This window comes from Brevundimonas diminuta, assembly GCF_039673845.1.
In the GTDB taxonomy this organism is placed as follows: Bacteria; Pseudomonadota; Alphaproteobacteria; order Caulobacterales; family Caulobacteraceae; genus Brevundimonas; species Brevundimonas diminuta_E.
On record NZ_JBDJMK010000006.1, the window covers coordinates 143,729 to 164,397 of the forward strand.

Consider the following 20,669-nt stretch of genomic DNA (forward strand, 5'->3'; position numbering starts at 1 on the left):
CATGACCGTCCTCGACATCCGCGACCTCAGCCTGTCGATCGGTTCGACGCCAATCCTGAAGAACGTCAGCCTGTCCGTCGCCCCCGGCGAAATCCTCGGCCTTGTCGGCGAAAGCGGCTCGGGCAAGTCCATGACCTCTCTGGCCGTGCTGGGCCTGACGCTGCCGCGCGCCACCCTGACCGGCGAGATCCGCCTGAACGGCCAGCTCGTCTCGAACGCCCCCGACGCCGTGATGCAGCAGGTGCGCGGCCGCGACGTCGGGATCATCTTCCAGGAGCCGATGACGGCCCTGAACCCCGTCATGACCATCGGCGATCAGGTCGCGGAGACCGTGCGCCTGCACAAAAAGGCCTCGCGCAAGGAAGCCCTCGCCGTCGCCCGTTCCGTGCTGGATCGGGTCGGCCTGCCCAGCGAACGCTTCCCCCTGACCCGCTATCCGCACGAGCTGTCAGGCGGCCAGAGACAGCGCGTCGCCATCGCCATCGCCATCGCCCTGACGCCGAAACTGCTGATCGCCGATGAGGCGACGACGGCGCTGGACGTGACGACGCAGGCTCAGGTTCTGGACCTGCTGAAGCGGCTGGTGCGCGAGGACGGCATGGGCCTGATCCTCATCACCCACGACCTCGCCATCGTGGCCGAAACCGCCGACCGGCTGGCGGTGATGAAGGACGGCGAACTGGTCGAGGAAGCGCCCGTCGACCGCATCCGCACCGGCATGGCGCACGACTATTCCCGGCGCCTTCTGGCCAACGCCACCCACGCCCCGACGCGCCGCAGCGTCCCGCAGACCGACGCCGCCCCCGTGCTTCAGGTCGAGGGTCTGGTGCGCGAATACGGCGGCGCGCCCGTCCTGTTCGGCCGGTCGAAAGCCTTCCGCGCCGTCGATCAGGTCAGCCTGTCGATCCAGCCCGGCGAGAGCGTCGGACTGGTCGGCGAAAGCGGCTGCGGCAAGTCCACCCTGCTGCGCGCCATCCTCGCGCTGGAGACGCCGCAAGGCGGCCGCGTCCGGGTCAAGGGTCGCGACATCACCGCCGCGCGCGGCGCCGTGCTGAAGTCCATCCGCCGCGACATTCAGGTGGTGTTCCAGGACCCCTACGGCAGCTTCGATCCACGCTGGAAGGTCAGCGATCTGGTGGCCGAGAACTTCCACCTGCTGGACGCCACCCCCCCCCCCGCCGAGGCCCGCCGCCGCGTCGATGAAATGCTGGAGCGCGTGGGTCTGAACAGCGCCGCCGCCGACCGCTATCCGCACGAGTTCTCGGGCGGCCAGCGCCAGCGTATCGCCATCGCCCGCGCCCTGATCACCGAACCCTCAGTCATCTGTCTGGACGAAGCAGTCTCGGCGCTGGACGTGTCGGTGCGGGCGCAGGTGCTGGACCTGCTGGCCGACCTGTCGGACCGCTTAAGCCTGTCCTACCTCTTCGTAACCCATGACCTCAGCGTCGTGCGCACGGTCACGGATCGCCTGCTGGTCATGCAGGCCGGAAAGATCGTCGAACAGGGCGAGACGGCCGCCGTCTTCGCCGCGCCGTCGCACCCCTATACGCAGAAACTTCTGGCGGCGACGCCGGATCTGGTCCGCAATCACGCTCTGGAAAAGGAAACCGCCGGATGAACCGCAGAACCGTCCTCGGCTCGGCCCTGATCGGCGCCGCAGCCTCCGCAGCAGGCGCCGCCAGCGCCAAGCCCGCCGCCCAGAGCGCCGCCCGCGCCTCGGGCCGCACCGGCCGTCTGAACCTGATCACCGACGTCGAGGGCCTCAAGGTCGGTCAGGCCCATGACGCCGGCGTCCGCACCGGCGTCACCGTCATCCTCGCTGAAAAGCCCGCCACGGCTGCCGTAGACGTGCGCGGCGGCGGCCCCGCCGGGCGCGAGACCGACGTGCTGCGCCCCGAAAATCTGGTGCAGGAGGTGGACGCCATCATCCTGTCGGGCGGGTCGGTCTATGGCCTCGGCTCGGCCGACAGCGTGGCGGCCTGGATGGGCATGCGCGGGCGCGGCTATGGCATGAGCGGGGCGCCGGGCGTGCCCCCCTCGCCCATCATCCCGACCGCCTGCCTCTATGATCTTGCCAACGGCGGCAACAAGGCGTGGGAGATGGAGCCGCCCTATCGCCGCCTGTCGGTTCAGGCGCTGGAGGCCGCAGGCGACCGCTTCGACCTCGGCACGGCGGGCGCGGGCTATGGCGCGGAAGCGGGCGCGCTGAAGGGCGGAATCGGCTCGGCATCGGCCGTCATGGCGGCGGGCTGGACCGTCGGCGCCATCGTGGCGGTCAACAGCGTCGGCTCGGTCGTGGCGCCGGGCGGCAAGAGCTTCTGGGCCGCGCCCTATGAGATCGGCGACGAGTTCGGCGGCCTCGGCTCGTCCGGCCTGCACGCCTCGGCCGAGGACTGGGGCGCATCCAAGTTCCGGCCCCAGCCGCGCGAGAACACCACCATCGCCTGCATCGCCACCGACGTGGCCCTGACTCGCGTGGAGCTTCAGCGCGTGGCCATCATGGCGCAGGACGGCATGGCCCGCGCCATCCGCCCGGCCCACGCGCCCTTCGACGGCGACACCCTGTTCAGCCTGTCGACGGGCAAGAAGGTCATCGAAGACCCGGCCGCCCGTCAGGTCGCCGTGGCGCAACTGGGCAACGTCGCCGCCGACGTGCTGGCCCGCGCCGTGGCGCGCGGCGTCTATCACGCGACCAACTATGAGGGCGTCACCGGCAAGACCTGGCGGGAACTGTAACCCTCTCCTGTTGGGAGAGGGCTTGAGCGCACGAGGGCGTTAGCGATCGTTCTGGCGCGAAAGGGTGAGGGTTCGCGGTTGAAGTCGGCCGAAGGCCGTCGCGCTACGGCTTATGCCGACGGATAGGACAAGCCCCTCACCCTTTCGCCTTAGCCAATCGCCTTCGGCTCTTGGAGGCTCAAGCCCTCTCCCGCCGGGAGAGGGTGGCCTCTTCAGTCAGGATCAGATCGGCGCGCCGGGCGGGACCGCCTGCGCCACCGGCAGGGTCGCGCTCAGCGCTTTCAGCCCCTCGACCGGCCCGGTCAGAGCTTCCGCCAGATAGGCGCACTGCGCCATCTCCAGCCGGTCGCCGCGGCAACGCTTCAGCTGCTCCCCGAATCGCCGCGCGCTGTCGCGCACCGCACCTTGCGCCGTCGAGGACAGATCCTTGCCCTGAATCAGCGCGGCCAGATGGGCAGCATAGCGCGCGCGCGCCACGCGCCGCAGTTCAGCCTGACGCGGGTTCAGCGCCGCGCCCGGACCGACCGTGACCGCCACCCGGTCCAGCGTCTCGACCAGACCCAGCTGGCCCGGATCGCGGCGTTCCTGCTCGACCAGACGGTTCAACCGCTCGGGCGCCAGCAGCGTCTCGAACACCACCTCGGTCGCCGAGGCCGCCGCCGAGGACGGGTCGAACACGGCGTCCGTCCTGCTCTCGAACAGTTCGATCTGCATCTGGCGATCCGGCGTGCCCGACTGCACCGAGGACAGCAGGTCGATGACCCGGTCCGGCATGTCCAGCACCTCGGGCGACAGGGCCTGCATAAGGGCCTCCAGCGCGCCGCGCTGACGGTCGGCGGGGATGGCCTCGGCGCGTTCATGGCCGTCGCCCTTGACCGCATAGGCATAGTCGACGCCGCCGACCAGACGCCCCACCGCCGTCGTCTGATAGCGATGATACAGATAGATGGGCACGATCACGCGGCGCAGGTCCGCCGCCGCCGCTCCGTCCGGCAGATTGTCCAGCCCGAAGCGCGACAGGGCGATGCGGCGCACGGCCAGGGTATTGGCGAACTCGGCCGTCGGATCCTCGCCATTGTCCCACATGGCGCCATAGGCCTGAAGACTGCCCAGCGGCCGGGTGTCGTTATCCGACACATAGCGATAGCCCTTGGCCTGCGCCTGCGCCGCCAGCGCCGCACGGCGGGCCTGCGGGTCCTGACCCGGCGCATCGCCGTACAGCCAGTCGACGACAAAGCGGTCCCAGGCGCCGACGCCGGTCGTATAGGCCTTGCTGAAGTCCAGCCGGTCGCCGTCTGCGATGACCCACGGCGCCGGATAATCCATCACCGAGGCGCGCCCCTCATAGGTCGAGGCGGCGAAGTTGTGCGCGATGCCCAGGGCGTGGCCGATCTCGTGCGCCGACAGATGGCGCAGGCGGTGATAGGCCAGACGGTCCGGGTCGTCCTCGGCGCCCGTTCCGGCGCGGGCGGCGCCGACCAGCCCCTCAATGATCATCTTGTCCTGACGGTCGCGCAGCGAGCCCAGTTGCACCACGCCGCGCACGATCTCGCCGGTGCGCGGGTCGTTGACGCTGGTGCCCGTCGACCAGCCGCGCGTCTCGCGGTGGACCCATGAGATGATGTTGTAGCGAGCGTCCATCGGATGGGCGCCCTCGGGCAGAAGTTCGACGCGGAAGGCGTTCAGATAGCCCGCCTGTTCAAAGGCCTGCGCCCACCAGTTGCCGCCCTCGATCAGGGCCTCGCGGATGGCGGGCGGGGCGGCGCGGTCGACGTAGAAAACGATCGGCTTCTTCACCGGCGAACGGGCGGCCGAAGGATCGGTCTTCTCCAGCCGGAAGCGGCGGGCCAGACGGCTGACCACCGGCGTATCCAGATCGGCGGCGAAATCGACCGACAGCACCTGGGCCGACACGCCCGAGCGCGGATCGAACGGCACGGGCCGGAACGCCTCGTCCGGCAGGCGGATGAAGGAGTGACGGATGGCCAACGTAATGGAGCGCGAATCCGGCGAGACGCGCGACAGGTCGCCGCCCGGATCATCGCTGGTGAAGGTCTGGACGGTCTGCAGTTCGATGTTGTCGGGGAAGACCAGCGTCTGGTCCAGATCGACATAGCCCAGCGCAGGCGCGGGCTTGAAGGCGCCCAGCTTGGCCCGCTTCAGCCGACCGGCGACATTGACCGCGTCGCGCTCCAGAAAGCCGGACAGGTCCACCGTGACCGATCCGTCGGCGTGCGTCTCGATCGCCTCGCCCGACCAGACGACCGAAGGGGCGAAGGAGGCGGCGACCGCATTCACCTGATCGGCGTCGGCGTCGATGGCGCGAAAGCGGGTGTTCTCGAACCGGGCGAAGACGCGGTTGCCCACCTTGTGAAAGGCGACGATCTGGGTCTGGCCCAGACCCGAGCGGTCCAGCCCGGCGCCGTCCAGCCCCAGACCCGCCGACAGGCCCGGCTGGTACAGATAACGGCCGACGACGCCCTCGGCATCCGGGGCCGACAGGCGGGCCAGCACCCGCCCCTTCTCGCGATCCAGCCGGACGCCGAACAGGCCGTCCTGCCACCCGGCCGGGGCCGACTGCGGCGCGGCGACGACAGCGGCCTGCGCCGCGCCCCCGCCAACCATTCCCGTTCCTGCACCGGCCAACACCAGGCCGGCGGCCCCCGCCAACAGCACCTTGCGCAACATCGGCTCCCCCCGATTGATTTACAGTCCGGACGTTCAGACCACTGAACGCCCGGAACGGCAAGCGCCGAGCTTAACGGACGCCCAGCGCCAGGGCATCCGGCCGACGGGTGTCGGCGGCGCCCATGAAACGATCGCCCTCGACCAGAATGGACTGGGTGCTGCCCATGGTCATGGACGGACGCACCGTGTGGCCCCGCTCGCGCAGCAGACGCTCCACGTCGGGCGAGAAGCCGCCTTCCAGCTCCAGCGCGCTGTCGCCGGCGCCCTGATTCAGGCGCGGACGCATGGCGGCCTCGGCCACGTTCAGTTGATGGTCGATGACGTTGGACACCAGTTGCACCATGGTCGCGATGATGTAGCCGCCGCCCGGCGTGCCGGTGACCAGCCAGGGCTTGTCGTCCTTGAACACGATCATCGGCGTGATGGTCGAGCCCAGACGCTTGCCCGGCGCGGGCGAGTTCGGCTGGCCCTCGGTGCCCCAGTAGAAGTTGTCCAGGTGGTTGTTCAGCAGGATGCCCGTCCCCACCGGCGCCACGTGCGCGCCGTAGGAGTTCGACAGCGTATAGGTGTTCGACACCGCATTGCCGTGCGCGTCGGCCACCGAATAGTGCGTCGTGTCCTTGCTCTCGAACGGATAGGGGTTGCCCTCCGGGATGTCCGCGGCCTTCAGCGTCTTGTCGAGCGAGATCAGCTTGACGCGCTCAGCCGCGAATTCCTTGCTGGCCAGACCGTGGGCCGGGGTCGTCCATTGCGGGGCGCCGCCGATCAGGTTGCGGTCCGAAGAGGTGATCTTCATCGCTTCCGAGATCAGGTGCAGGCTGTCGACGCTGCCCCACCCCATGGCGCGCAGGTCGAAATGCTCCAGCAGGTTCAGCGCCTCGGCGACGCTGACGCCCGAGGCCGTCGGCGGCATGAAGGAGATGCGGTGGCCGCGATAGCTGCCCCAGATCGGCTCGGACACATCGGCGCGATAGGCCGCCATGTCTTCCATGGTGATGGCGCCGCCGCCGGCCTGAATGCCCGCCACGATCTGACGCGCCAGTTCGCCCTTGTAGAACTCGTCCGCGCCGCCGCGCGCCAGCTTGCGCAGGCTCTCGGCCAGCAGGGGCTGACGGAAGACCTCGCCCGCGCGATAGGCCGTGCCGTCGGCTTTCAGATAGGCTTCGCGCGCGCCGGGATCGGTCGCCAGAACGCGGGCGCGGCCGCCCGTCGCATCCGCTTCGCCGTCGGACAGGACATAGCCCTCCTCAGCCAGCGCGATCGCCGGGGCGACCAGATCGGCCCAGGGCATGGAGCCGAAACGCTGGTGCGCCTCCCACATGCCCATGACGGTGCCGGGCACCGCCACATTCTTGAAGCCCGAGGGCTTGGTGCGGTCGAACTTGCCGTCCGGGCCCAGCAGGAAGTCCGGCGTCGCGGCCGCCGGGGCCGTGCCGTAATAGTTGATGGCGATGTCCTGGGCCGGACGTTCCGCCGTCGCCGCCATGTGGACGACCATATAGCCCGAACCGCCGATGTTGCCCGCGCGCGGCAGGGTCACCGCCTCGGCAAAGGCCACGGCGATGGCCGAATCGACCGCATTGCCGCCCTGTTTCAGAATATCGACGCCGACGCGGGTCGCCGGGTCACTCTGGCTGACCACCATGCCGCCGCGGCCCATGACCGGGCTGTGAATCTGGCCGTAGTTGACGATGTCGCCGCCGCTTCCGGCGCCCGGATGCACCTGCGCCACGGCCGGAGCGCCCAACATCAGGGCGATCGCCGCCAAAGCTGTCGCAGATTTCATGTTACGAATACGCATGCTTACGCCCCGCCTCTTTTTCCTGGTCCCCAGCCGGTCCAACCGGCAAAATAACTGAGACTTTCTTCATATTTAAGCCCCAGGCGAAGCCTTGCATGAAACAGTGCTTTGAGGCGCGTTTATGGCGAACATTCGTTCAAAAAACCCCGATATTCGCAAATTTTTGTCCGGCCAAGGTTGACGGCCCCGACTATGGCAGCTTCAAGTCCGCGCCGAGGCGGACCATCCGAAACAAGCTGGCGCAACGATTCTTCCCTTTACAAAGGGGCGTCGTGACCAGGGGGACGCGCTTCAAACATCATTGGTCAAGCCAGGCGGAAGCGTCGCTCATCCGAGTGAACGACCTGGCGAAAAAACGACATGGGGATGACAGTCAGTATGCGTTCCATTTTTGCCAGGCACGGCGTGAAAGCCGCCATGCTGGCCAGTACGGCGCTGTTCGGCGCCTCGGCCGCCATCGCTCAGGACATTCCTGCCGATGAACCCACCCAGGTCGACGAAATCGTCGTCGTCGGCTCGCAGATCAAGGGCGCCAAGGTCACGGCCGCCCTGCCCGTCACCATGGTCGGCGAGGAACTGATCCAGTCCACCGCCGCCACCTCGGGCGACGAACTGCTGCGCTCGATCCCGCAGATGGGCGATGTGGCGTTCAACTCTTCCTATCTGCCGAACAGCTCGAACTCGGCGCGCGGCGACACCGGCTCGGTGAACCTGCGCAACCTGGGCATCGGCAACACCCTGGTGCTGCTGAACGGCCGCCGCGTCGTGGGTCACCCGACCTCGCAGGCCAACGAGCACCTGGTGCCGGTCCTGACCTACAACACCAACGCCATTCCGGTGTCGGGCCTGAAGCGCATGGAAGTGCTGCGTGACGGCGCCGCCGCCATCTACGGCGCCGACGCCGTGGCCGGCGTGGTCAACACCGTCCTGCGCGACGACATGAACAACTGGACCGTCTCGGCCCAGTACGGCGCCGCCGAAGGCACCGACATGTGGGAATCGAACTTCTCGCTGTATGGCGGCAAGGACATCTTCGACGGTCGCGGGAACATCTCGATGTTCTTCAACTACGACCACCGCGCCGAGCTTTCGACGCTGGATCAGGGCTACACCGCCTCGTCGGACAAGCGCGCCCTGTTCGCCGGCACCGGCTATGAGAACGTCTCCAGCCTGGACGGCCGTTCGTCGCTGTCGCCGTGGGGCGGCTTCAACGTCCTGACGCCGGGCGTTCGCCTGCCCGGCGCCACCAAGGATCTGACCGCCTTCGGCATCCAGCCGCAGGGCATCAACACCAACTGCACCGTCAACATGGGCGACGATCTGTGCCTGCGTTCGGGCACCGCCGTCGACCGTCAGCTGTACGCCGACACCGCCGCGCAGGACCTGACGGTCATGCCGGAAGTCGACCGCTTCAACCTGTTCCTGACCGGCCGCTTCCAGATCAACGACAACGTCGAAGCCTTCGGCGAACTGGGCGGCTACCACGCCAAGACCTCGGCGCGTCAGGCCTCGATCGGCACCCTGTCCTCGATCCTGCTGACGGTTCCGAAGTCGAACTACTACAACCCGTTCGGCCCGATCGCTTTCGCTGACGGCACGCTGAACCCGAACCGCCTGCCGGGCATCACCGCCCCGGCCGACGGCGCCGACCTGCAACTGCGCAACTACCGCTTCGACGACATGGGCCCGATCCAGGTCGACGTCACCAACAAGCAGTATCGCGTGCTGGGCGGCCTGCGCGGCGACTGGAACGGCTGGAACTGGGAAACCGCCCTGCTGTACTCCGAAGCCAGCGCCGAGGATCTGAGCGACAACATCGAGACCAGCGCCCTGTTCCGTCAGATGTCGCTGTCGACGCCTGACGCCTACAACCCGTTCGCGGGCAGCAACCTGGCCAACCCTTCGGTGGGCGGCACGGGCGCCAACAAGGCGGCCCTGGACGCGATCCGCACCAAGATGCGCCGCTACACGGAAACCAGCCTGACCCTGTGGGACTTCAAGGTTTCGCGCGCCGACCTGTTCGCCCTGCCCGCCGGTCACATCGGCATGGCCGCCGGCGTCGAGGCCCGCCACGAAACCCAGCTGGACGATCGTGACAGCCGCATCGACGGCACCGTCACCTTCACCGACCCCGTGACGGGCGCGGTCTACAGCGACCTGATCAACGCCTCGCCGAACCCGGACACCGAAGGCAAGCGCGACGTCTACTCGGCCTACCTCGAGTTCGCCGTGCCGCTGGTTTCGCCGGAGATGAACATCCCGTTCGTCCACAATCTGGAAGCCCAGATCGCCGGCCGTTACGAGCACTATTCGGACTTCGGCGACATCGCCAAGCCGAAGATCGCCATGGCGTGGGACGTGGCCGACGGCCTGCGTTTCCGCGGTTCGTGGGCTCAGGGCTTCCGCGCCCCGAACCTGGAGCAGGTCAACGCCAGCCTGGTGACGCGCAACAACAGCAGCACCGACTGGATCTTCTGTGAAGCGCTGCGCCTGAACGGCAACATCGCCAACATGAACGAGTGCGTCGGCGCTCAGGGTTCGTTCAACAACGCCCGCATCCGTCGCAACGTCGCCGAACAGCGCGCCGGCAACCCGGATCTGAAGGCGGAAGAGTCCGAAACCCTGTCGTTCGGCGTCGTGGTTCAGCCGGACTTCACGCCCGCCAACCTGGGCGACTTCACCCTGACCATCGACTGGTGGAACGTGAAGCAGGAAGGCATGGTCGGCGTCTTCCGCGGCCAGAACGCCCTGACGCTGGACTACCTGCTGCGTCAGCAGGGCAGCTACAACCCGAACGTGGTCCGTGCTGAGGCCACCGCTCAGGACAAGGCTCTGTTCGCTGCCGCCGGTCTCGATGCAGCAGGCGAAATCCTCTACGTCATGGACCGCTACGACAACCTGCAGCCGCAGGAAGTCCAGGGCATCGACCTGGGCCTGATGTGGAGCCTGCGCGGCACCAAGTTCGGCGACTTCAACGCCAACTTCAACGTCTCGCACCTGCTGAAGTACTATCTGGATCCGTCGCCGCAGGTGAAGGAACTGATGGACGCCCAGGCCAAGGGCGACATCGACCCGTTCATCTCGTTCTCGGGCTCGGCCGGCGACCTGATCCGCGACGGCGGCCGTCCGGAATGGAAGTGGTCGGCTTCGGCGACCTGGCGCTACGACAACGTCTCGGTGGGGGCTTACACCTCCTATACGGGCAGCGTTTATCAGGACACGCTCAAGAACAACCTGGGCGAAGCCTGGACGGTCGACTCCCTGCTCACCGCCAACCTGTACGGCGAGTATGAGTTCGACGAAGGCCTGCTGCACGGCACCGCCGTCCGCATCGGCGTGCGCAACATCACCGACGAGAAGCCGCCGCTGGCTTCCGACGGCTACCTGGGCACGGTTCACCAGCCCTACGGCCGTTACTGGTACGCCAACATCCGCAAGACCTTCTAAGAACGATCTTGCAAACCTGACGGGGCGGGGGATCGATATCCCCCGCCCTTTTCATTTGAGACAACAGTCAGACGGAACGATCCATGAAACCTGTGTCCCCGAAATCCCCTTCCCTGCGCGCCCTCGCCGTCGCTGCGGCCCTGACGGCCTTTGCCCCAGTCGCCACCTCGGCCGCCGCCGCTGAACTATCGGCCCAGGCGAGACAGCAGATCACCGCCACAGTCGACAGCAACCAGAACGCGCTCGACCACGCCGCGATGGAAATCTGGAAGTTCGCCGAGCTGGGCTATCAGGAAACCCAGAGCACGGCCCTGCTGCAGGGCCAGTTGCGCGACGCGGGCTTCACCGTGACGCCGGGCATCGCCGGCGAACCCACCGCCTTCCTGGCCAGCTTCAAGAACGGTTCGGGCCCCGTCATCGCCGTCCTGGCCGAATATGACGCCCTGCCCGGCCTGTCCCAGACCCTCAGCCCCATTCAGGAATCGGCTGGCGGCAACGCCGGTCACGGCTGCGGCCACAACCTGTTCGGCGCCGCCTCGGTCCACGCCGCCATCGCGGTCAAGGCCTGGATGGAAGCCAACAACATCAAGGGCGAACTGCGCGTCTACGGCACCCCGGCCGAAGAAGGCGGCTCGGGCAAGGTCTACATGGTCCGCGACGGCCTGTTCGACGACGTCGACGTGTCGCTGCACTGGCACCCCGGCAATGTGAACTCGGCCAGCCAGGGCGAGACCATGGCCAACGTCTCGGGCAAGTTCCGCTTCTACGGCACCGCCTCGCACGCCGCCGCCGCCCCGGACAAGGGCCGCTCGGCCCTCGATGCGGTCGAATCCATGAACTACATGGTCAACATGATGCGCGAGCACATCCCCGACCGCACCCGCATCCACTACGCCATCACCGACGGCGGCAAGGCGCCCAACGTGGTCCCGGCCTATGCCGAGAGCTACTACTACGTCCGCCACACCGACCCTGAAATCGTCCGCGACGTGCTGGAGCGTGTGAAGCTGGCGGCCGAAGGCGCGGCCATGGGCACCGGCACCCGCGTCGAGTTCGAGGCCATCGGCGGCGTCTACTCCATGCTGCCGAACGAAGCCCTGATGCACGTCATGGACCGCAACCTGCGCCACGTCGGCGCCATCACCTGGACGCCAGAGGAAACCGCCCTGGGCGCCGAGATCCAGAAGACGCTGAAGAACGCCCCGGCCCTGTCGACCGTCGGCGAGATCCAGCCCGCCATCATCGGCGGCGACTTCGGCGGCTCGACCGATGTGTCGGACGTCTCGTGGGTCACGCCCACGGTCGGTCTGTCGACGGCGACCTTCGTGCCTGGCTCTGCCGGCCACAGCTGGCAGAACGTGGTGGCCGCCGGCACAAGCATCGGCCTGAAGGGCGCCCACGTCGCGGCCAAGACTCTGGCCCTGACCACGGCCGAGCTGTTCCAGAGCCCTGACACCATCGCCGCCGCCAAGGCCGAGTTCGAACAGCGCCGCGGCCCGAACTTCCAGTACCGCGCCCTGCTGGGCGACCGCGCCCCGGCGCTGAACTACCGCGACTAAGATCGCAACCGCAGCCTTCTTCTCCTGCGAGAGAAGGCGATCAAATAAGGGGCCGCCGGGCGACACGCTCGGCGGCCCTTTTTCATGCAGAGAAGAGGCCGATTACCCATCGCACTCTGGTTGGCTGCGACATCCCCTCGAAGGGGGAGAAGGAACGGCGAGGACTTTCCATTTGTGCAGTCCGGCGTCACCCTGCCGTAAAGATCAGGAAACGTCTGCCATGACCCACTCCGACCACGCCCCCACCGGCCGCGCCTCGCTGGAGGGCGCGCGCGGGCTCGCGGTCGTCCGCATCGGCATCGGTCTGTTGCAGGGCCTGATCCTTTATCTGCTGTATCGTTCGGCGTCGGACAGCGCCGCCCTGATCTGGCCTGCGACACAGCCTTCGCTGTTCGCCGCCCTTGTGCTGGCCGCCGCCTTCGCGCCGGTCATGCTGCTGGCGGGCGTCGGGCGGATGGGGTTGAGGGCGCTGGCGCTATGGGGCGCGGTCGCGGCGGCGGCGCTGGCCCTGATGGGCTGGCACGATGCGGCCCAGCAGGCGACCGACTATTTCCGCCCGCCCTATCTGCGGTTTCCCGTCGTGGCCTTTGCGGCTGCGGCCCTGTTCATCGCCCACCATCTGATCGTGCCGGCGATCGAGGGCCGACGCTGGATCGCCGACTATGACGACTATTTCGACACGGCGTGGAAAGCCGGGGTGCAACTGGTCCTGTCGCTGGGCTTCACCGGCGCCTTCTGGCTGCTGCTGTTTCTGGGCGCGGCCCTGTTCCGGGTCATCGGCCTCAGCTTCCTGAGCGACCTGCTGGGCAAGGAATGGTTCTCTATCCCCGTCACCTGCCTCGTCTTCGCCGTGGCGGTGCAGTTGACCGATGTGCGCGGCGCGCTGATCCGGGGCGTGCGGACGGTGGCGCTGATGCTGCTGTCGTGGCTGCTGCTGGTCATCACCGTGCTGGTGGCGGGTTTTCTGGCCGCCCTGCCATTCACCGGGCTGGATGGATTGTGGAAGACGGGCAGCGCCACGGCCCTTGTGCTGTCGGCCGCCGCCGCCCTGATCGTGCTGATCAACACCGCCTATCAGGACGGGCGCGAAGATAATCTGCCGCCCGCCGCCCTTAGGATCACCGCGCGGGTCGCCTCGGTGCTGCTGACGCCGCTGGTCCTGATCGCCGTGTGGGGCCTTTCCCTGCGGATCGGCCAGCACGGCCTGACGCCCGACCGCATCATCGCCTCGGCCTGCGCCCTTGTCGGCGTGCTGTACGCCGCCGGATACGGCTGGGCCGCCCTGTCGCCGCTGTGGCGCAGGACCGCGTGGATGAAGCCGCTGGAGCGGACGAATGTGCTGGCCGCCGTCCTGACGGTGCTGGTCATCCTCGCCCTGTTCAGCCCTCTGGCCGACCCCGCCCGCCTGTCGGTCAACGACCAGACCGCCCGGCTGAAGCGCGGCGCCGTCAGCGCAGAGCATTTCGACTATGCCTTCCTGCGCTTCGGCTCGGGCAAGGCAGGGCGCGCGGCTCTGGCCGATCTGGCGAAATCCTCCGACCCCGAGATCGCCAGCCGCGCCAAGGCCGTTCAGGCCAAGACCTCGCGCTATGACATCGAGGACGCCTCCATCCCCCCGCGTGCGCCGGTCATCACGCCCTGGCCGCAGGACCGGCCCCTGCCCCCCGCCTTCCTGAACCCCGCGCCGTCCAACGATCCCCGCCACGCCTGCACGAAGGAGGTCGGCTGCGTCGCCGCCCAACGCGATCTGAACGGCGACGGACGCGAAGAAATCCTGCTGGCGACCACCTACAGGATCGCCCTGTTCGCACAGGACGCCGACGGCCGCTGGGTTCATCAGGGCGATTATCAGGTTCCGCACTGTCCCGGCCCCGGCGGCCGCGACCTGCGCGAGGCGCTGAAACATCCTGATCTGAAGACGGCGGAGCCCGCCTGGCCCGATCTGGCCCTCGGCGCCGTCAATGGACGGTTCGAGCCTGAAACCGCCTGCCCAAGCCCCCCTTCCGTTAACCCCTGACTCAGGTCTCCGAAACCCGATCTTCATTCCCTGCCGTCTAGGGTTGTCTCGAAACGAGCCAGTCCCGCCTGAACGAGGACGGCCGTCCGATGGTGATGTTGAAGGGTGTTTTTCATGGCCAAGACCGTTCTGGTCGTCGACGATGATCCGACCCAGCGCCGCCTGCTGCAGGCGGTGCTGGAGCGTGAGTCCTATGCGGTGGTCCACGCGGAATCGGGCGGCGAGGCCATCGACCGCCTGACCAAGGGCGGCGGCGCCGACGTGGTGCTGCTGGATCTGGTCATGCCGGGCCTGTCGGGGCTGGAGGCGCTGGCCGAACTGCGTACGGCGGGCGTGACCACGCCGGTCATCGTGCTGACGGCCAACGGCGGCATCGAGACGGTGGTCAAGGCCATGCAGGCCGGGGCCCAGGACTTCTTCGTCAAGCCGGTCGGGCCTGAACGCCTGCTGGTCGGGGTGCGCAACGCCCTGCAGATGACCCAGCTGACCGCCGAGATCGGCCGCCTGAAAAAGCGTGCTGCGGGCCGCACCTCCTTCGACGACATGGTCGGCGACAGCGCCCCCATGCGCATGGTCAAGGCGCTGGGCCAGCGCGCGGCCAAATCCTCCATTCCCGTGCTGATCACCGGCGAAAGCGGCGTGGGTAAAGAGGTCATCGCCCGCGCCCTGCACGGCGCCTCGGACCGGGCGGGCAAGCCCTTTGTGGCGGTCAACTGCGGCGCCCTGCCCGCCAATCTGGTCGAATCCATCCTGTTCGGCCACGAGAAGGGCGCCTTCACCGGCGCGCATGAGAAACACGCGGGCAAGTTCGTCGAGGCGAACGGCGGCACCCTGTTCCTGGACGAGATCGGCGAACTGCCGCTGGACATGCAGGTCAAGCTGCTGCGCGCCCTTCAGGAAGGCGAGGTCGATCCCGTCGGCGGCAAGCGCCCGGTCAAGGTCGACGTCCGCATCATCTCGGCCACCAACCGCGACCCGGCCCAGCAGGTGAAGGAAGGCGCCTTCCGCGAGGACCTCTTCTATCGCCTGAACGTCTTCCCGATCGAGGCCCCGGCCCTGCGCGAACGGCGTGAGGACATCCCCGCCCTGATCGACCACTTCATCGCCCGCTTCAACGTCGAGGAAGGCAAGCGCGTCACCGGCTGCTCGGCCGAGACCCTGGCCCTGCTTCAGGCCCACGACTGGCCCGGCAACGTGCGCCAACTGGAAAACGCCGTCTATCGCGCCCTGGTGCTGGCCGATTCGCCGCTGCTTCAGCCGCACGACTTCCCGGCCATCTCGGGCGTCGCCGTGCCGCTGGACGCCGCATCGGAAGCCATGCCTGCGCCCGACAGCCCTGTCGGCGAGGCCCCGGCCGCCTCGCCCGACGAAGAGGGCCATCACGACAGCCCGATCCGCATCACCGACGACCGCGGCCACGTCCGCACCCTTGAGCAGATCGAGCGCGACCTGATCCAGCACGCGATCGAGGTCTATGCGGGCCATATGTCCGAGATCGCCCGTCGTCTGGGCATCGGCCGCTCGACCCTCTACCGCAAGGTCCGCGAACAGGGGCTGGAGGAACAGGTCAAGGAAGCGGGCTGACGCCGCCCGCCTTCCTTCATCGGCTCAGTTCGACGGCGGACCATAGCGGTTCGGCCCCTTCGTCCCGTCCAGCACCAGCAGGACCACCAGCCCCAAAAGGAAAGCCTTCATCGTGTTCAGACGCCCCGCCACCCTCGCCCTGACGTCGCTTGTCGTCCTGACCGCCGCCTGCTCCAACGAGGACCCCGCCAGAACCGAGGCCGCCAGTCTCGGCAAGGTCGCCACGCCGCCTGAGTGCGCCAACCATCCGCTGCTGCCCGCCATGCCGACGGCGCAGACGATCGCCGGCCACGCCCTGACGTCGATCGAATGCGAGGCCTTTTCGATCACCATGACCTATGGCGAAGAAGGCGCCAGCGCCGAGATTCTGCTGATCGATTCCAAGGTGCCGCCGCCCAAGGACGCCGGGCCGCTGACGGAACTGCTGGTCGGCACGCAGCAGATGGCCTTCAACAGCGTGGTCGCCGCCGTGGGCATGACGAAGGGCGTGCGCCAGATGACCCTTGATACCCCCGGCGCCGTGGAGCGGATCGGCGGCCCGGACTATCTGCCGGTGGTCATGGACGGCCCGACCGGCGAAGCCTTCGTCATCGGCGTAGAGCCCAAGGACGCAGGCGGCGGCGTCGGTCCCCTGATGTCGGTGCTGAAGGGCCGCTATGCCCTGACGGTCCTGATCGAACAGGAGGGCGTCTCCGGCGCCGCCGCCGCCCTCAGCACCCACCAGCCCTATCTGGCCGCCACGAACCTGAAGGCCCTGCCTTGATTCTGAGACGCTGAAGGCGGCGGCGACCGTCGCCGCCTTCGCCTTCCTCAGCTGCGGCTGACCGTCAGACCATAGCCGCCTTCAGAGCCGCGACGCGCCATGGCGCGGGGCTGATAGGGCGTGATGACATAGGTCGTGTCCCGCACCGCCTTCAGTTCGGCTGTTTCACCGTCGACCTCGCCCCGGAACACAGCCGCACCGCTCTGATCGGCCGCATCGCTGATGTTGAAATACAGGTTGGCGTTCGACGGCTTGAAGACGACCTTCAGCGTCTGTCCCGTCGCCACAGGCACGGCGTAGACCGGCGCCCCATAACCCTTGACCATGCCCGCCTTCGACACCGACCCGACCCGGTCAAAGGCCAGCACCTCGAGCGTCGCGCCATCCTCCCGGACAAAGGCGCGCACGGCCGCCTCGTCGACGGTCGGCAAGGGCCGGTCGGCACCCGGCGCCGCACTGACCGCCTGCGGCGCCGCTGCCGGACCGCCGCTGAGATCCGGCGTCGCTTCCGACGCTGCCTGCGGCGCCGCGCCCGGTCCCTCCCCGCAGGCGGCCAGCGCCAGGCTCAGACCCAACAGGGCGATGGGGGCGAAGCGTGTCATCAGTCTTCTCTTTCAGGCAGATGGATATCTGCGGGCTGAACGCTCGGCCAAGCCAAGCCGTTGCGGCTAATCTTCCGCCTCGCCGTCCGGCGCCTTTGCGGGTCGCGGTGCGAATCGACGCGGCTCGCCCTTGGCCTTGGCCGTGATTTCTTTCAGCTTGCGGCCCTGCATGGCCGACAGGGCCTGCCCCGGCGCGCCCTTTTCCGGGTCCGCGAAGGCGCGGCCATGTTCGCGAATCCTCTCGCCGACAGAATCGAGGAACTCCCCCTCCCAGTCAGACAGGGAAACGCCTCCTTTTTCCGCCGTGCGGCGGGCGCGTTTCAGGGCGTTGAGCGCAGACCGCTTCGCCGCTTCCCGCTGTTGCTCCCAAGGGCTCAACAGCTTGGTTTTAAAGGCGCTACCGTCCTTCGGACTGCTTGAGCGAGTCTTAGGCGCGCTACCGTCCTTCGGACTGCTTGAGCGCGAGAAGCCGCTGGAGCGCAGCTTGCTCGAGTCGCCGCCCTTCAGGCTGCTGGAGCGTGAAGGGCGGTCGCTGGGGGGCTTGAAGGGCGTGCGCTTCAGGCCCGCCTCCCTCAGATCTCGCCGAGAGCCGAGAGGTAGAGGTCCAGAATCGCTTCTTCTTCCTGACGCTTGGCCTTGTCCTGCTTACGCAGGCGCAGGACCTTGCGCAGCACCTTGACGTCATAGCCCTCGCCCTTGGCCTCGGCGAAGACCTCCTTCATGTCGACCATGACGGCCTGCTTGTCCTCTTCGAGGCGCTCCAGGCGCTCGATGATGGAGCGAAGACGACCCTGCGCCGTGGCGGTCAGGACGTCGGGGCTGGCGTCGAAGGAAGCGTCGTCCATGACTGAACTCCAGAACTCAAATCAGGCTGCGCCCTCAACAGGCCCAAGGGCTTGTCAGGGCAAGAAAGAACCCACCCTCAAGCAGGCCGAAGGCCGTTAGGGCGGCTAACGAAACCGCCCTCAAGCAGGCCAAAGGCCGTTAGGGCGACTAAAAAGAATCACTAGTCAGGCGCGCGTCTGCACTCAACGCCGGACGCGAAAAAGCCGCGGACAAAGCCCGCGGCCCTGTGGATAGTCATCCCATCCACCGACGTTCGGCGCGCGCCTTACCCGTTGATCAGGCAGAGGCGCGCCGGTCGCGCGTAATCAGCCTTGCTTGGCTTTGAAGCGCGGATCGGTCTTGTTGATGACGTACAGAACGCCCTTGCGACGAACGATCTTGCAGTCGCGGTGGCGACCCTTCAGCGACTTCAGCGAGCTACGGACCTTCATGGTCGGATGTCCCGGTTGGAGGCCCGTGAGGGCGAGTAAAACAAAAGAGCCGCGGGCGAACCTGCGGCGGAGGCGATCGTATAGAGAGGCCTTGGCCTTTCGTCAACATTCCGCCCGGTAAATCCGCTGTCGGGAAACCCGCTGCCAGGAAAATCCGCTGGAGGCCTGACCTCCGAGTTGAACGGAGGCTCTCCGGACATGCACGTCCGACGCGTCGCCCCTCCGCCATCAGGCCAGCGCTCAGGGAACGGCGTCATTTATACAAGCTCGACCATATCGTCCATTCCAAAAAGGTTAAGCCCGGCTTCATCCTTTTTACGGAAACTTCAGCAGCCTTCGCGCGCTTGTGAATGGTCGAGGAATTTTGGGGCGTTAGCCTGTGTCTATGCGTATTGCCTATCGCCTTCTCCTGCTGGGTTCGGTCGCCGCCTGCACCCCCATGGTGCCCACGCCGCAGCATCCGCAGCCTGCGCCGCCGCCCGTGGTCCAGCCCGCCCCCCCAACGCCGGCGCCCACGCCGCCGCCTGCCCAGCCGAATCTCAGCGACGCCTATGACCACGCCAGTTTCGATGCGTGGAAGCAGAGCTTCCTTGATCGTCACGGCGGCGCCCGCAAATGGGAATACGCCCGCGAACTGGAAGGGGTGACGCCGAATCCCAGCGTCATCCGTCTGGACCGCAACCAGCCCGAATTCTCGCGCCCTGCCGGGGTCTATATCCAGAACGCCACCACCCCGGCGCGAATCGCCATGGCCCGCCAGCGCGTCGACCGCGTGCCGTGGGACGTGACCCAGAAATACGGCGTGCCGACCGAGATCCTGCTGGGCGTCTGGGCGCAGGAAAGCGCCTTCGGTCAGGTTCAGGGCGATTTCGACGTCATTCGCTCGCTGGCGACCCTGGCCTATGACGGCCGCCGCCGCGACTGGGCCGAGGAACAGCTGAAGCACGCCCTCGACATCGTGGTGACGGGCAAGCGCGACCGTGCAGGCCTGAAGGGCAGTTGGGCCGGCGCCATGGGCCAGACCCAGTTCATGCCGGACAACTATCTGAAGCTGGGGGTCGATCAGAACGGCGACGGCAAGGTCGACATCTGGGGTTCGGACGCCGACGCCCTGGCCTCGGCGGCGAATCTGCTGGCTCAGGCGGGCTGGAAGCGCGGTCAGGGCTGGGCCTATGAAGTCACCCTGCCCTCCAACTTCGACTACAGCCAGGCCGAGGGGCCGAAACACCCCTGGTCCTACTGGGCCTCGCGCGGGGTGCGGCTGGCCGACGGCTCATCCCCCAACAGCGCCGAGGCGGCCGAAGGCGCGGCCATCCTGCTGCCGCAGGGCGCCAAGGGCCCGGCTTTCCTGGCCCTGCCCAACCACTATGTCATCCGCCGCTACAACAACTCGGTCAGCTATGCGCTGGCCATCGGCATGATCGCCGACGGCGTGGCGGGCAAGCCCGCGCTGAGAGCCTCCTGGCCCAACGACGGCCCCCTGACGCGGGACCAGCGCGTCGGCGCCCAGCAGGCCCTGACCCGCATGGGCTTCGACACCCAAGGCGTCGACGGCGTCATCGGCACAAACACCCGCAACGCCCTGCGCCGCTGGCAACAGGCGAACGGTCGGACGGCGGACGGATACCTGACGGACGTGCTGGCGGATGAACTGATCCGTCGGGCGCGCTGAACGCCGTTCACCACCAATAGGCAGGATAGTGCGCGCCCGTCAGGCGTGCACGGACAAGGCCAAAAGCGACCAGGACGCAGGCCGCAACCGCTACGCCCGCGACAAAGCTAGCCTGACCGCTGACCAGCAACGCGCCGATCACGGCGGTGGCGGCAGCAGGCGAATGGGCCATGCGCGCAGCCATCATCGCTCCCAGCGCCATCGCGCCTGCCAGCGCCGCCGCCCACGCGGAATGGCTGACCAACCCCGTCAGCACCCCGATCATGGCCGACAGCACCTGTCCGCCGACCACGTTTCGAGGCTGCGACAGCGGCAGGTCCGGCGCCCCCGCGATCAGCGCCATACTGGCCGCCATCGACGGAACCAACAGCATATGACCGCTCAGTCGGCCCAGAGCGACCAGACAAAGCAGCGCCGCCGACGACGTCAGGGTCGCAATGACCACCACGCGAACGGCGGGCCGCTCCGGCGCCCGGCTGATCCAGACACGGCTTGGATTCATCTCCACAGAGCCAACATCCCT

At 67.6% G+C, this 20,669-nt stretch carries 15 protein-coding genes; 8 read left to right on the forward strand and 7 right to left on the reverse strand.

Annotated elements, in window-relative coordinates:
- The first annotated feature begins 1 nt into the window (after position 1).
- Both ABE454_RS08240 and ABE454_RS08245 read left to right on the forward strand, forming a co-directional pair.
- The gene (locus ABE454_RS08240) at positions 2–1,618 is read left to right on the forward strand and encodes an ABC transporter ATP-binding protein (RefSeq protein ID WP_346530795.1); all 1,617 of its coding nucleotides are present in this window, start codon (positions 2–4) and stop codon (positions 1,616–1,618) included.
- Positions 1,615–2,736 carry a P1 family peptidase gene (locus ABE454_RS08245; RefSeq protein WP_346530796.1) on the forward strand — a complete coding sequence of 374 codons (1,122 nt, stop codon included), beginning with the start codon at positions 1,615–1,617 and terminating at the stop codon, positions 2,734–2,736. Before ABE454_RS08240 ends, ABE454_RS08245 begins: the two co-directional genes overlap by 4 nt.
- Before the next feature lie 222 nt (positions 2,737–2,958).
- Here the strand turns inward: ABE454_RS08245 and ABE454_RS08250 are convergent, their stop codons facing one another.
- Positions 2,959–5,424: a zinc-dependent metalloprotease gene (locus ABE454_RS08250; RefSeq protein ID WP_346530797.1), complete on the reverse strand. Its 2,466-nt coding sequence runs from the start codon at positions 5,422–5,424 to the stop codon at positions 2,959–2,961.
- A gap of 70 nt (positions 5,425–5,494) precedes the next feature.
- Positions 5,495–7,225: a gamma-glutamyltransferase gene (ggt, locus tag ABE454_RS08255; protein ID WP_346530799.1), complete on the reverse strand. Its 1,731-nt coding sequence runs from the start codon at positions 7,223–7,225 to the stop codon at positions 5,495–5,497.
- 378 nt (positions 7,226–7,603) lie between these two features.
- Here ggt and ABE454_RS08260 point away from each other — a divergent pair, with 378 nt between their 5' ends.
- The 5 genes from ABE454_RS08260 to ABE454_RS08280 all read left to right on the forward strand — a co-directional run bounded on the left by ABE454_RS08260 (position 7,604) and on the right by ABE454_RS08280 (position 16,595).
- A complete protein-coding gene (locus ABE454_RS08260) occupies positions 7,604–10,672 on the forward strand; it encodes a TonB-dependent receptor plug domain-containing protein (RefSeq protein WP_346530800.1) in 3,069 nt (1,022 codons plus the stop codon).
- A gap of 83 nt (positions 10,673–10,755) precedes the next feature.
- A complete protein-coding gene (locus ABE454_RS08265) occupies positions 10,756–12,231 on the forward strand; it encodes an amidohydrolase (RefSeq protein ID WP_346530802.1) in 1,476 nt (491 codons plus the stop codon).
- Positions 12,232–12,451: 220 nt separating this feature from the next.
- On the forward strand, positions 12,452–14,248 hold the full coding sequence (locus ABE454_RS08270) for a DUF4153 domain-containing protein (protein WP_346530803.1): 1,797 nt from the start codon (positions 12,452–12,454) through the stop codon (positions 14,246–14,248).
- 114 nt (positions 14,249–14,362) lie between these two features.
- Positions 14,363–15,832 (forward strand): sigma-54-dependent transcriptional regulator, encoded by a 1,470-nt coding sequence (locus tag ABE454_RS08275; protein WP_346530804.1) that lies wholly within the window; start codon positions 14,363–14,365, stop codon positions 15,830–15,832.
- 112 nt (positions 15,833–15,944) lie between these two features.
- Positions 15,945–16,595, forward strand: coding sequence for a hypothetical protein (locus ABE454_RS08280; protein ID WP_346530806.1), 651 nt, complete (start codon positions 15,945–15,947; stop codon positions 16,593–16,595).
- 47 nt (positions 16,596–16,642) lie between these two features.
- Here the strand turns inward: ABE454_RS08280 and ABE454_RS08285 are convergent, their stop codons facing one another.
- The 4 genes from ABE454_RS08285 to ykgO form a co-directional block, all read right to left on the reverse strand.
- Positions 16,643–17,197 (reverse strand): hypothetical protein, encoded by a 555-nt coding sequence (locus tag ABE454_RS08285; RefSeq protein WP_346530808.1) that lies wholly within the window; start codon positions 17,195–17,197, stop codon positions 16,643–16,645.
- 66 nt (positions 17,198–17,263) lie between these two features.
- Positions 17,264–17,575 carry a hypothetical protein gene (locus tag ABE454_RS08290; RefSeq protein WP_346530809.1) on the reverse strand — a complete coding sequence of 104 codons (312 nt, stop codon included), beginning with the start codon at positions 17,573–17,575 and terminating at the stop codon, positions 17,264–17,266.
- Positions 17,576–17,769: 194 nt separating this feature from the next.
- Positions 17,770–18,042 (reverse strand): DUF2312 domain-containing protein, encoded by a 273-nt coding sequence (locus ABE454_RS08295; RefSeq protein WP_003165749.1) that lies wholly within the window; start codon positions 18,040–18,042, stop codon positions 17,770–17,772.
- Between the two features lie 306 nt (positions 18,043–18,348).
- Positions 18,349–18,474 carry a type B 50S ribosomal protein L36 gene (gene ykgO / locus ABE454_RS08300; protein ID WP_003165750.1) on the reverse strand — a complete coding sequence of 42 codons (126 nt, stop codon included), beginning with the start codon at positions 18,472–18,474 and terminating at the stop codon, positions 18,349–18,351.
- Between the two features lie 385 nt (positions 18,475–18,859).
- On the opposite strand from ykgO, the gene ABE454_RS08305 reads away from it, so the two are divergent.
- On the forward strand, positions 18,860–20,146 hold the full coding sequence (locus ABE454_RS08305) for a lytic murein transglycosylase (protein ID WP_346530911.1): 1,287 nt from the start codon (positions 18,860–18,862) through the stop codon (positions 20,144–20,146).
- Positions 20,147–20,153: 7 nt separating this feature from the next.
- On the opposite strand, the gene ABE454_RS08310 is transcribed toward ABE454_RS08305, so the two are convergent.
- The gene (locus tag ABE454_RS08310; protein ID WP_346530811.1) at positions 20,154–20,648 is read right to left on the reverse strand and encodes an HPP family protein; all 495 of its coding nucleotides are present in this window, start codon (positions 20,646–20,648) and stop codon (positions 20,154–20,156) included.
- Positions 20,649–20,669 lie beyond the last annotated feature (21 nt).

Excerpts from the sequence above, each read along its gene's own strand:
- ABE454_RS08275 (WP_346530804.1), top strand. The coding sequence starts at position 14,363 with ATGGCCAAGACCGTTCTGGTCGTCGACGATGATCCGACCCAGCGCCGC.
- ABE454_RS08270 (WP_346530803.1), top strand. The coding sequence starts at position 12,452 with ATGACCCACTCCGACCACGCCCCCACCGGCCGCGCCTCGCTGGAGGGC.
- ggt (WP_346530799.1), bottom strand. The coding sequence starts at position 7,225 with ATGCGTATTCGTAACATGAAATCTGCGACAGCTTTGGCGGCGATCGCC.
- ABE454_RS08295 (WP_003165749.1), bottom strand. The coding sequence starts at position 18,042 with ATGGACGACGCTTCCTTCGACGCCAGCCCCGACGTCCTGACCGCCACG.
- ABE454_RS08265 (WP_346530802.1), top strand. The coding sequence starts at position 10,756 with ATGAAACCTGTGTCCCCGAAATCCCCTTCCCTGCGCGCCCTCGCCGTC.
- ykgO (WP_003165750.1), bottom strand. The coding sequence starts at position 18,474 with ATGAAGGTCCGTAGCTCGCTGAAGTCGCTGAAGGGTCGCCACCGCGAC.
- ABE454_RS08310 (WP_346530811.1), bottom strand. The coding sequence starts at position 20,648 with ATGAATCCAAGCCGTGTCTGGATCAGCCGGGCGCCGGAGCGGCCCGCC.
- ABE454_RS08285 (WP_346530808.1), bottom strand. The coding sequence starts at position 17,197 with ATGACACGCTTCGCCCCCATCGCCCTGTTGGGTCTGAGCCTGGCGCTG.
- ABE454_RS08250 (WP_346530797.1), bottom strand. The coding sequence starts at position 5,424 with ATGTTGCGCAAGGTGCTGTTGGCGGGGGCCGCCGGCCTGGTGTTGGCC.
- ABE454_RS08240 (WP_346530795.1), top strand. The coding sequence starts at position 2 with ATGACCGTCCTCGACATCCGCGACCTCAGCCTGTCGATCGGTTCGACG.
- ABE454_RS08245 (WP_346530796.1), top strand. The coding sequence starts at position 1,615 with ATGAACCGCAGAACCGTCCTCGGCTCGGCCCTGATCGGCGCCGCAGCC.
- ABE454_RS08305 (WP_346530911.1), top strand. The coding sequence starts at position 18,860 with ATGCGTATTGCCTATCGCCTTCTCCTGCTGGGTTCGGTCGCCGCCTGC.
- ABE454_RS08260 (WP_346530800.1), top strand. The coding sequence starts at position 7,604 with ATGCGTTCCATTTTTGCCAGGCACGGCGTGAAAGCCGCCATGCTGGCC.